Origin of the sequence: Aeromonas sp. Marseille-Q5825, from assembly GCF_946892685.1 — a bacterium.
Taxonomy (GTDB): domain Bacteria; phylum Pseudomonadota; class Gammaproteobacteria; order Enterobacterales; family Aeromonadaceae; genus Aeromonas; species Aeromonas rivipollensis.
Map to the genome: position 1 here is coordinate 255,737 of NZ_CAMPOU010000002.1, position 11,040 is coordinate 266,776.

General features: G+C 63.8%; 9 protein-coding genes and 1 other RNA gene. 4 read left to right on the forward strand and 6 right to left on the reverse strand.

Going from position 1 to position 11,040, the window contains the following annotated elements; all coding sequences use genetic code 11:
* Positions 1-79: 79 nt before the first annotated feature.
* Positions 80-565, forward strand: a complete 486-nt coding sequence (locus OC537_RS07935) for a VOC family protein (protein WP_262110693.1) — start codon at positions 80-82, stop codon at positions 563-565.
* Positions 566-652: 87 nt separating this feature from the next.
* Here the strand turns inward: OC537_RS07935 and gcvP are convergent, their stop codons facing one another.
* From gcvP to OC537_RS07965, 6 genes are all read right to left on the reverse strand, one after another.
* A complete protein-coding gene (gene gcvP, locus OC537_RS07940; RefSeq protein WP_262110694.1) occupies positions 653-3,529 on the reverse strand; it encodes an aminomethyl-transferring glycine dehydrogenase in 2,877 nt (958 codons plus the stop codon).
* 295 nt (positions 3,530-3,824) lie between these two features.
* Positions 3,825-4,214, reverse strand: coding sequence for a glycine cleavage system protein GcvH (gcvH, locus tag OC537_RS07945; protein ID WP_025327266.1), 390 nt, complete (start codon positions 4,212-4,214; stop codon positions 3,825-3,827).
* 77 nt (positions 4,215-4,291) lie between these two features.
* A complete protein-coding gene (gene gcvT / locus OC537_RS07950) occupies positions 4,292-5,389 on the reverse strand; it encodes a glycine cleavage system aminomethyltransferase GcvT (protein ID WP_262110695.1) in 1,098 nt (365 codons plus the stop codon).
* Positions 5,390-5,776: 387 nt separating this feature from the next.
* Positions 5,777-6,997, reverse strand: a complete 1,221-nt coding sequence (locus OC537_RS07955; RefSeq protein WP_262110768.1) for an FAD-dependent 2-octaprenylphenol hydroxylase — start codon at positions 6,995-6,997, stop codon at positions 5,777-5,779.
* A 99-nt stretch (positions 6,998-7,096) separates the two neighbouring features.
* Positions 7,097-8,320 (reverse strand): 2-octaprenyl-6-methoxyphenyl hydroxylase, encoded by a 1,224-nt coding sequence (gene ubiH, locus OC537_RS07960; protein ID WP_262110696.1) that lies wholly within the window; start codon positions 8,318-8,320, stop codon positions 7,097-7,099.
* Positions 8,321-8,527: 207 nt separating this feature from the next.
* The gene (locus OC537_RS07965; RefSeq protein WP_106886558.1) at positions 8,528-9,097 is read right to left on the reverse strand and encodes a UPF0149 family protein; all 570 of its coding nucleotides are present in this window, start codon (positions 9,095-9,097) and stop codon (positions 8,528-8,530) included.
* A 173-nt stretch (positions 9,098-9,270) separates the two neighbouring features.
* Between OC537_RS07965 and zapA the strand changes: the two genes are divergently transcribed.
* From zapA to OC537_RS07980, 3 genes are all read left to right on the forward strand, one after another.
* Complete coding sequence (zapA, locus tag OC537_RS07970; protein ID WP_025327271.1) at positions 9,271-9,603, forward strand: cell division protein ZapA; 333 nt, start codon at positions 9,271-9,273, stop codon at positions 9,601-9,603.
* Between the two features lie 16 nt (positions 9,604-9,619).
* A non-coding RNA gene (gene ssrS, locus OC537_RS07975) (6S RNA) lies at positions 9,620-9,802 on the forward strand.
* Between the two features lie 202 nt (positions 9,803-10,004).
* The gene (locus tag OC537_RS07980; protein WP_262110697.1) at positions 10,005-11,021 is read left to right on the forward strand and encodes a LacI family DNA-binding transcriptional regulator; all 1,017 of its coding nucleotides are present in this window, start codon (positions 10,005-10,007) and stop codon (positions 11,019-11,021) included.
* Positions 11,022-11,040 lie beyond the last annotated feature (19 nt).

Consider the following 11,040-nt stretch of genomic DNA (forward strand, 5'->3'; position numbering starts at 1 on the left):
AGGCGGCAACGCCCAGGCGAGATGAAGAGAGAGCAGGATGACAGACACCAAGATGAGAGCAACCGGCAGGAGCCACGAGATGATGACAGCCGCAAAGAACAGGATCTGCCTCTGGTATGACGGGGATGCCGAAGAGGCGGCACGGTTTTACGCAAGCACCTTCCCCGACTCCGCGGTCGATGCCGTGCACCGCGCCCCGGCCGACGACCCCGCCGGCAAGCGAGGGGATGTGCTGACGGTCGAGTTCAGGGTGATGGGGATCCCCTGCCTCGGGCTCAATGGCGGCCCCGGGGTCAAGCACAGCTGGGCCTTCTCGTTCCAGGTCGCAACGGAGACCCAGGCCGAGACGGATCGCTACTGGCACACCATCATCGATAACGGTGGTCAGGCGAGCGAGTGCGGCTGGTGCCAGGACAAGTGGGGCATCTCCTGGCAGATCACCCCCCTGGCCCTCACCGAGGCGATCACGGATCCCGACCCCGAGGCCGCCAGGCGTGCCTTCGAGGCCATGATGCAGATGGGCAAGATAGATATCGCCGCCATAGAGGCGGCGCGCCTAGGCTGAACACCGTTTGGGGGCGCAACAAACGACAAGGCCACCCGATGGGGTGGCCTTGTGCTTATGGGTTATCAGCCCTTCAGGGCGCCGCGATTACTTGGCGTAATCCTCGGTCGGAACGCAGGAGCAGAACAGGTTGCGATCGCCGTAGACGTCGTCGATGCGGTTGACAGAGGGCCACAGCTTGCTGGCGCGCACGGCGTCGGACGGGAAGACGGCTTCGGCGCGGGTGTAGCCGCGGCTCCACTGCTCGTCCATGACGTCATCCTGGGTGTGCGGCGCATTGACCAGGGGGTTGTCGGTCAGGCTCCAGTGGCCGTCCTGCACCCGGGCTATCTCGGCGCGGATCGCAGTCATGGCTTCCACGAAGCGATCCAGCTCGCGCTTGGATTCGGATTCGGTCGGCTCGACCATCAGGGTACCCGCCACCGGGAAGCTCATGGTCGGCGCATGGAAGCCGTAGTCCATCAGGCGCTTGGCCACGTCCATCTCGCTGATGCCGGAGGCTTCCTTGAGCGGGCGGATGTCCAGGATGCACTCGTGAGCCACCCGGCCGTTGCGCCCGGTATAGAGCACGGGGAAGGATTCCCCCAGCTTCTTGGCCAGGTAGTTGGCGTTGAGGATGGCGACCTGGGTGGATTTTTTCAGCCCCTCATCCCCCAGCATGGCGATGTACATCCAGCTGATGGGCAAAATGCTGGCCGAACCGAAGGGTGCGGCAGACACGGCGCCGTTGTCACGGCTCTCTTTATCTGTCTTGACCACCGCATGACCGGCCACGAAGGGGGCCAGGTGCTGCTTCACGCCTATGGGGCCCATGCCCGGACCGCCACCGCCATGGGGAATGGCGAAGGTCTTGTGCAGGTTGAGGTGCGACACGTCAGCACCGATAAAGCCTGGCGCCGTCAAACCGACTTGCGCGTTCATATTGGCGCCGTCGAGGTACACCTGACCGCCATATTGGTGAACGATGTCGCATACCTCCTTGATGGTCTCCTCGTACACCCCGTGGGTGGAGGGATAGGTCACCATCAGGCAGGAGAGTTGATCCCCCACCTCGGCGGCCTTGGCACGCAGATCGTCCAAGTCCACGTTGCCGAACTTGTCGCAGGCGGTGACGATGACCTTGAGGCCCGCCATCTGGGCGGAGGCCGGGTTGGTACCGTGGGCCGATGCCGGAATGAGACAGACATCGCGATGCCCCTCGCCGCGGGACTCGTGGTACTTCTTGATGGCAAGCAGACCGGCATATTCGCCCTGGGCGCCGGAGTTCGGCTGCATGCAGACGGCGTCATAACCTGTCACCTTCACCAGCCAGTCTTCGAGGTCTGCCAGCAGCAGCTGGTAACCCTGGGTCTGGGCCAGCGGAGCGAAGGGGTGCAGCTTGCCGAACTCGGGCCAGGTCACCGGGATCATCTCGGCGGTGGCGTTGAGCTTCATGGTGCAGGAGCCCAGGGAGATCATGGCGTAGTTCAGGGCCAGATCCTTGGCTTCGAGACGGTGGATGTAGCGCAGCATCTCGGTCTCGGAGTGGTACTTGTTGAACACCTCGTGGGTCAGCACGGCGTCGGTGCGCAGCAGATCCTGCGGGATGCCGTGGTGAGCCTGGGCCTTGGCATCCAGGGCCGCGACATCCAGCCCGTGGCCTTGACCGAGGAACAGATCGAACAGCTCGGCCACGTCATCGCGGGTGGTGGTCTCGGAGAGGGACACGCCGACAGCACCGTCCAGATCGGCGCGCAGGTTGATGCCCAGCCCTTCGGCCTTGGCGATCAGCTCGGATTTGCCCGCGGTCAGCACTGTGAGGGTGTCGAACCAGCTGTCGTGCTTGAGGGTCAGCCCCTTGGCAGTGAGCCCCAGCGCCAGGATGCTGGTCAGGCGATGGACCCGGGAGGCGATGGTCTTCAGCCCCACAGGGCCGTGGTAGACGGCGTAGAAGCTCGCCATGTTGGCCAGAAGTACCTGGGCGGTACAGATGTTGGAGTTCGCCTTCTCGCGGCGGATATGTTGCTCGCGGGTCTGCATCGCCATGCGCAGGGCACTCTTGCCACGGGCATCCTTGGAGACGCCTATGATGCGGCCCGGCATGGAGCGCTTGTAGGCATCGCGGGTGGCGAAGAAGGCCGCGTGCGGGCCACCATAGCCCATGGGCACGCCGAAGCGCTGGGCGGAGCCGAACACCACGTCGGCCCCCAGTTCACCCGGGGATTTGAGCAGCAGCAGGGAGAGCATGTCGGTACCGACGCAGGCCAGTCCCTTCTGGGCCTGGACAGCGGCGATCAGGGAGCGCAGATCGGTCACATTCCCGGTGGTGGACGGGTACTGGAACATGGCACCGAACACCTCCTCGCTCACAGCGTCACAGGCGGGGCCCACGGCCACGTCGAAACCGAAGTGCACGGCGCGCTCCTTGACCACGTCGATCACCTGGGGGTGAACGTCGTCGGCCACGAAGAAGAGATTGGACTTGGACTTGGCCATGCGCTTGGCCAGCGCCATGGCTTCGGCAGCGGCGGTGGCTTCATCGAGCAGGGAGGCGCTCGCCAGATCCATGCCGGTCAAGTCCAGGGTGAGCTGCTGGAAGTTGAGCAGCGCCTCGAGACGGCCCTGGGCCAGCTCCGGCTGATAAGGGGTATAGGCGGTGTACCAGCCCGGGTTTTCCAAGACGTTGCGCAAGATGACGTGGGGCACGTGAGTGTCGTGGTAGCCCATGCCGATGTAGCTCTTGGCGATCTGGTTCTTGGCCGCATAGCCCTTGAGCTTGGCCAGGGCTTCCACTTCGGTCATGGGGGCGCCGATACCGAGCGGGCCCGGGCGGCGGATGGCGGCAGGGACAGTCTGCTCAATCAGATCGTCCAGGCTCTCGGCGCCCACGGTGGCGAGCAGGGCCCGCACTTCTTCCTCACCCGGGCCTATGTGGCGACGGATGAAATCGGTTTTTTGCTCGAGTTCAAACAGTGACTGGGTCATTTCCCTATTTCCTGGTAATAAGTCCTGGCATGAAATCCTGATAACCAAGACCTGATGTTCCTGATCGTCGGCGGATACCGACTCCACTCATGTTCTGGGCCCCGCAGACAGGGTGCGGCGCCGGATGCTGCGACAGCATCGACAGGGGATCGCCTTGTGGCGGAGCTGCCTGCCCCCTGGCGAGGCCAGGTGGGCAAAGGGCAGACGCGGGCGACTTCACCCTTCCGCCGGCCGGCGTGTGCCCGGCTGGCGGTCATACAAAGGGGCCCTGCTGTGTTGGCAGGGCCCGGGGGCATTACTCTTCGTCCACCACGTTCTGGTAGCCTTCGGCATCCAGCAGGTTGGCGAGCTCGCCCGCGTCATCCAGCTTGATGCGGAACAGCCAGCCGGCACCGTAGGGGTCGGAGTTGACCAGCTCGGGGCTGCCTTCCAGCTCTTCGTTGATGGCCAGGATCTCGCCACTCACCGGGCTGTAGATGTCGGAGGCGGCTTTCACCGACTCGGCCACGGCGCAATCTTCGCCGGCACTCACTTGCTTGCCCACTTCCGGCAGATCGACGAACACCATGTCACCCAGCAGATCCTGGGCGTGCTCGGTGATACCGATCACGGCCTCGCCGTTGGCTTCAACACGGACCCACTCGTGGGAGGTGGCATATTTCAGTTCGCTCGGGATATGGCTCATTTGTGCTTCCTTTATGCTCTTGGATCGCTTCAACAAAAATGGGTCGGCGAAGGGACACCCTTCGCCGCAATCAATGATTACACCAGGGGCTGGCCGTTGCGCACGAAGGCCGGCTTGGTGACTTTGACGGTGACCAGCTTCTTGCGGATCTCCACCTGGGCTTCAGCGCCGATGTCGCGGGGCACCCGCGCCAGGGCGATGCTGTAGCCCAGGGTGGGGGAGAAGGAGCCGGAGGTGATCACCCCCTCCCGAGTCTCGCCGCTTGCTGTGGTGAAGGTGACCGGCATGCCGGCACGCAGCACGCCTTTCTCTTCCATCACCAGACCCACCAGCTTAGGGCTAGTGCCGGCGGCCTTCTGGTCTTCCAGGGCGGCGCGACCGATAAACTGGCGGGAGGCCGGCTCCCAGGCCAGGGTCCAGGCCATGTTGGCGGCCAGGGGCGAGATTGACTCGTCCATGTCCTGGCCGTAGAGGTTCATGCCCGCTTCCAGGCGCAGGGTGTCACGGGCGCCGAGGCCGCAGGGGGCCACGCCGTTGTCCAGCAGGGCCTGCCACAGATCGCACGCCTTCTCCTGGGGGACCACGATTTCGTAGCCATCTTCGCCTGTGTAGCCTGTGGTGGCGATGAAGAGATCACCGGCCTGCACACCGAAGAAGGGCTTCATGCCTTCGACAGCCGCATTTTGCTCGGGGGTGAACACCTTGGCCGCCTTGGCCTTGGCGTGGGGGCCCTGCACCGCGATCATGGCAAGCTCCGGGCGCTCGGTCACGCTCACCCCAAAGTCGATGGCGTGGTGACGGATCCAGGCCAGATCCTTCTCGCGGGTGGCGGAGTTCACCACCAGGCGGTAGAAGGTATCGGTCAGGAAATAGGTGATGAGGTCATCGATGACGCCGCCTTCCGGGTTGAGCATGCCGCTGTAGAGGGCCTTGCCGGGGACGGTGAGCTTGGCCACGTCGTTGGCCAGCAGGTGTTGCAGGAAGGCTTTGACCCGCTCGCCGGTCAGGTCGACTATGGTCATGTGGGAGACATCGAACATGCCCGCATCGCTGCGCACCGCGTGGTGCTCTTCCAGCTGGGAGCCGTAGTTGATGGGCATTTCCCAACCGTGGAAGTCCACCATCTTGGCGCCAGCTTCCAGGTGTTTGGGATGCAGTACAGTAGTCTGGATCATCGCTGTGTTTCCTTAAGCGTTCGCGACAAGGCTCGCAATCCGCTCCGGCTCCCCTGCATAGCGGGAGGGCGGACCACAAGGTCTGTGCTCGTTCCCACCCGTGGGGCAGGAGTGATTCCTTGAACGGTGCGGATTATATGACAAGAGCGCCTGGGTGCCGCTCAAAAAAAACTAATACCGCCCCGACAAACTGACACCAGACACTAAGACAAAAACAGTGATAAAAACAGTACAAACCCGGCATGCGCGAGATTTAATGTTGATTTTTACCGTTACGTCACAATTTACAGAAAAACGTTTCGCTTCCCGCCAACATTAAAGGCTGACACCCCGGAGGGGTGTTCAGCCTTGTCAGATTAGTTTTATTGTCAAAACCCGGGAGTAAGATTAGATTTTTTCACCCTTGGCCAGGGCGGGCAGCTCACCCTCTAACCCCATGGCCGCCCGAATAACCCCTTGTTTGAGCGGCGCCAGGCCATCGACGGCCCGCAATCCCACCCCGCGCACCAGCTTCTTGAGAGGGTGGCTGCCACCAAATAGCCGCTTGAGCCCTTCCATCGCCGCCAACATGCGGGCAGCCTCGCTCTTGCGCCAGCGCTCATAGACGCGCAGGTTGGCCAGCAGGCCGATATCCGCCCCCGCGCTCTGACTCTTGAGGAGCTGCTCGGCCAGGGCCGCCGCATCAAGCAGGCCCAGGTTGACCCCCTGCCCCGCCAGCGGGTGTATGGTGTGGGCCGCATCCCCCACCAGCACCAGCCGCTCGCGGGCAAAATCCCGGGCGTAGCGGGCGGTGAGCGGGATGGCGCTGCGGGGCCCCTCCACCTTGCACAGTCCCAGCCGCCCATCAAAGGCGGCGGTGAGCTGGCGATTGAACCCTTCGTCATCCAGGGCACACAGCGCCTCGGCCCGCACGGCGGGTACCGACCAGACGATGGAGCAGAGGTCGGGTTGCCACAGGGGCAGGAAGGCGAGCGGGCCGTCGGGGGTGAAGATCTGGCGGGCCACCGCCTCGTGGGGCTCTTTGCTTCGCACCGTCGCCACCAGGGCGTGGTGGCCGTAATCCCAGCTGGTGAGTGGTATGTCCGCCTGGCGGCGCACCCAGGAGTGGGCACCGTCGGCGGCCACCACCACTCTGGCCGAGAGGGCGCGGCCATCTTCCAGCAGCAACAGGGCCCCCGCGTCGCTCACCTGCAGGCTCTGGGCCCGGGCCGGGGTGAGCAGGCTGATGTTGCTCGCCCCCGCAATGGCATCGAGCAGCGCCAGCTGGATGACCCGGTTTTCGACTATGTGGCCGAGTGCCGGTTGACGCAAGCTGGCGGCATCGAAGCCGATATGGCCGAAGCTGTCCTGCTCCCACACCTCCATGCTGCCATAGGGTTGCAGGCGCCGCGCCACTATCCCGTCCCAGGCCCCGACGCCCTGCAAGATGCGCTGGCTGGCGAGGCTCAGGGCGCTGACCCTGTTGTCCGGCGCCTCCCCGAGCCCGGTGTCGGGCAACTGCCCCTCGACGATGGCGACCTTGAGCGCGCTGTTCTTGAGGGCGGCGGCGAGCCCAAGGCCCACCATGCCGCCCCCCACAATCACCACATCCACATTTTGCATCTGCATCATCTCTATCCTTTAGTGGCTGATCGCCGGGATCAGCAGGGGGACGCCCGCTGGCATCCCCTCATCAAGTTGTCCGCTGCGGCCTCTTCTCGGCACACCTCATTTTCGACACAGGTCGGCGACGAACCCCAGGGTGCGGGAGGCAAGCGGCGCCTGCAGCCAGGGCAGTCGCCCCATCAGGGAGAGCGCCAGATTGCGGCCAACCACCAGGGGCGCATGGCCGTTGGAGAAGAGCTGGGCCAGGGAGGAGGTGAGCCAGATGGTCTGCTCCTGATCCCCCTTGCGCTGCTGCCAGTAAGCGCTCAGCACCTCGAAACTGCCGATGTCCTCCCCGGCCGCGAGGGCCCGGGCCACCGCCTGGGTGAGCAAGTCCAGGTCGCGCATGCCGAGGTTGAAGCCCTGGCCGGCGATGGGGTGCAGCAGATGGGCGGCATTGCCCACCAGCACGGTACGCTGGGCCAGCGGGTAGTCGGCCACCGTCAGCACCAGGGGGTAGAGGTGACGCGCCCCTGTGCGCACGAAGCGCCCGAGCCGCCAGCCAAAGGCCTGTTGCAGGCGGGCCAGAAAGGCGGCGTCATCCAGCGCCATCAGGGCCTGCGCCTCGTCCCGTGCAACGCTCCACACCAGGGAGGAGAGCCCCTCCTGCATGGGCAGCAGCGCCAGCGGGCCCCCTTCGGTGAAACGCTCGAAGGCCCGGCCGGCGGGATCCTCGGCGGTCTTGACCGTGGCGATGATGGCGCTCTGCTCATAGTCATGGCGACTGACCGGCAGCTTGAAATGCTGGCGAACGAAGGAGTTGCCCCCATCGGCCGCCACCAGCAGCCGGGTCTGATAGCGCTCGCCGCTGGCGAGGGTCAGGGTCACCCCCTCCTCCTGCGGCGCTATGGTCGAAAGCTGGGCCGGACAGCACAGCCTGATGTTCGCGGTGGCGTCCATCGCCTGCTGCAGCTCTATGCCGGCGGCAGAGAGTTCGATCACCTGGCCGAGGGCGGGCAGACCAAACTGCGCCGCCGTGAGCCGGGTCTGGCCGCAGTGGCCCCGATCCGAGACATGGATATGGGTGATGGGGGCGCAGTGAGGGGCAAAACGGGACCAGAGACCGTGACGGGCCAGCGCCTCGCAGGTGCCGGCGGAGAGCGCGATGGCGCGGGCATCGAAGCCGGGATGGCGATGAAGTTCGGGGGCGCTCGCCTCCAGCAGCAGGATCTGCAGGGGGGCACCGCTCGGCCCTTTCAGGGCGGCGAGGGAGAGGGCCAGCACGGCACCGCTCATACCACCGCCGACGATAGCCACGTCGACGTGAACCGGATCAGAATGAGACATGAGAAGAGGGCATAGGCTAAAAACGTGGGCCAATGCTATCACAAAGCCGGGGGGCGGGATGCGAGGCCACGGGCAAAAAACCGATTTGGCACCGTCAGTTGGCATGCAAGACGGCGCCGAGCGCCCCCTCCTCCCTGGCAGAGCCGTCACATAAAAAGAGCGCCATCAGGCGCTCTTTTTATGTCAGTGTGGGGACTCTTGCGGGATTCAGTGCAGGGTCGGTGGGGCGCTCGGGGTATCCGGGCGCTTGCCAAACTCCTCGAACGCCATCATGACCCCGAGGCGCACGTGTTCGTAGAGCACCAGGAAGGAGGCTTCGTTCTCGTCATCCTCCTGATCGAACTCCGCGGAGACCTGGGTGATGCTGGCGATGTCCTGGATCATCTCCTGCAGCTCCTCGGAGGCCTTGGAGAGCTCCTGCTGCACCACGCCGAAACCGGCCAGGAAGGCCTGGGACCAGTCCACCAGGGCATCGATGCGCTCGTCGAGGGGCGCCTCGTCGCTTGGCAGCAGCAGCTCGACCCCTTTTTGCGCCATCAGGCTCTCGATGACACCCTGATAGAGATCTGTCATCACCTGGCGCACCGGCGCCGGCAGGCCGAAACCATCGTTGATCAGATCGTTGAAAGGGGGCAGCCAGCTCTTGTCATCCAGTACCACGCCACCGCACACCAGGCCGCAGATCACGCCATGGGCCTCGACAGCCGTCGCCATCAGCTCGTGCTGCTCCATCAGGTCGGCCACGGCCGCGTATTTCAGGGGGTTCGTTTTGCTCATCGAAGATCCGCTCAAAGTTCAGGCAAATATGCAAAAATTATGGCCGAGATCCTAGCATTCTCCCCCTCCCAGAGCCAGCAAGGCCTTGAAACTTCTGCATCTGCGCTATATAGTCCCGCCCAGTTGTCCACGTGGATAAAGGCGGGAATCAGCCCCGCCGTATTGAGGAAGGCATGAGCATAGAGGCCGTAGAAATCGTCATTTTGGGACGTCCCTACAAGGTATCCTGTCCCTTGGGACAACAGGATGCCCTGCGCCAGGCCGCCGACCAGCTGAGTGACAAGCTTATCGAGCTGCGTCAACGCTCCAAGGTCTCCAGCAATGAACAGCTTGCCATCATGGCGGCGCTCAATTTCTGTCATGAGCTCTGCCTTGAAAAAGACAAGAACCACCAATACTCTGAGACCATGGACAAGCGGATCAAGATGCTGCAGCGCACCATAGAAGCGGCCTTGATCGAGCACGGACAATATGGTGATTCCAGCGATGAGGGCCTTAAGCCCTAAGCGCGACCCGTTTTAAAATTCCCTGGGGTGTGCGTCAGCCGGTTCAAGTCCCCGAGCCGATAATCATACCCAACAGGAGTTCTATCTTCTGACTATTGCGCATGCTCGGCCCGACCGAGAAGCCTGCGGCCAGTTTAGGACTCCGCCTTGAACTCACGGTTCAAGGGCCCAAACCGGCAACGGCATCTCCGGGGTACCTAGTGCAAAAGCCCGTCATTGATATGACGGGCTTTTTTTATTCGTTCCCCCACTCAGCCCCTATCGCAGCAAAATCGCCATTAAAAATACGCACAATATCAACGCGATATCTGATTGTTATTTTTTTGTTACTTCTTCCTTGCGAACTCTCCCGGTCTCACCTAAAAATGTAATCGATTACATTTCAACCATAGGAAGCTGGAATGAGCCGCTCCCCCGCCCCCGTCAATCCCGTCTCCATGGCCGCCGTCGCGGCGCGGGCCGGGGTGTCGGTCGCCACCGTGTCAAGGGTGCTGAACCACCAGGAGGGCGTCACCGGCAAGACCCAGGCCAAGGTCAACCGCGCCGTCGAGGAGCTCGGCTATCGCGTCAATCAGCTGGCCAACAGCCTGCGCACCGCCAGAAGCTGGCTGCTGCTCATCATGGTGCCCGACCTCGGCAACCCCTTCTACATCGAGATAGTGCGCGGCATAGACAGGGTGGCCCGCCAGCACGGCTACTTCGTGCTGCTGTGCGACACCGGCGCCGATCCGGGCCGGGAGCGCTCGGCCTTCGAACTGCTGCGCACCCACAGAGCCGACGGCGCCATCTGCCTGGATCCCGACTCCATCCAGCAGGGACTGAGCCAGGAGATCAACGCGCTGCCCTGGATTGCCTGTTGCGAGTTTGACCCCGCCATGCCGGTTCCCTACGTGGGCATAGATAACCAGGGAGCGGCGGCGGAGGCGATCCGCTATCTGCTGAGCCGGGGCCACAGCCGCATCGCGCTCATAGGCGCGGATCCCGCCTACCTCTATGCCCGCCAGCGCGAGGCCGGGGTCCGCCAGGCCCTGGCAGAAGCCGGCCTCGCGCTGGCGGATGAGTGGAATATCCGGGTCACCAGCCTCAGCTTCCTGGCCGGGGCCGAGGCGGCGCAGCAACTGCTCGACTGCCCGCAGCGCCCCACCGCCATCTTCGCCGTCGCCGATGCGCTGGCCATAGGCCTGATGCACCGCTTACAGGAGGCGGGGCTGCGCATCCCGGACGACATTGCCATCATGGGTTTCGATGACATACCCATGGCCGCCCAGCTCAATCCACCGCTCACCACAATGGCGCAACCCATGGAGGAGCTAGGTGCCGAAGCCGCCCAGCTGCTGCTGCAGCGCCTGAACGCCCCAGACACCCCGCTGATCGGGCGCCTGCTCCCCCATCGGCTCGTCAGCAGAGCCAGCGCCTGATGCACGCCACCAGCAGACA

Excerpts from the sequence above, each read along its gene's own strand:
- OC537_RS07955 (WP_262110768.1), bottom strand. The coding sequence starts at position 6,997 with ATGCAGATGCAAAATGTGGATGTGGTGATTGTGGGGGGCGGCATGGTG.
- OC537_RS07980 (WP_262110697.1), top strand. The coding sequence starts at position 10,005 with ATGAGCCGCTCCCCCGCCCCCGTCAATCCCGTCTCCATGGCCGCCGTC.
- gcvP (WP_262110694.1), bottom strand. The coding sequence starts at position 3,529 with ATGACCCAGTCACTGTTTGAACTCGAGCAAAAAACCGATTTCATCCGT.
- OC537_RS07935 (WP_262110693.1), top strand. The coding sequence starts at position 80 with ATGATGACAGCCGCAAAGAACAGGATCTGCCTCTGGTATGACGGGGAT.
- ubiH (WP_262110696.1), bottom strand. The coding sequence starts at position 8,320 with ATGTCTCATTCTGATCCGGTTCACGTCGACGTGGCTATCGTCGGCGGT.
- gcvH (WP_025327266.1), bottom strand. The coding sequence starts at position 4,214 with ATGAGCCATATCCCGAGCGAACTGAAATATGCCACCTCCCACGAGTGG.
- OC537_RS07965 (WP_106886558.1), bottom strand. The coding sequence starts at position 9,097 with ATGAGCAAAACGAACCCCCTGAAATACGCGGCCGTGGCCGACCTGATG.
- gcvT (WP_262110695.1), bottom strand. The coding sequence starts at position 5,389 with ATGATCCAGACTACTGTACTGCATCCCAAACACCTGGAAGCTGGCGCC.
- zapA (WP_025327271.1), top strand. The coding sequence starts at position 9,271 with ATGAGCATAGAGGCCGTAGAAATCGTCATTTTGGGACGTCCCTACAAG.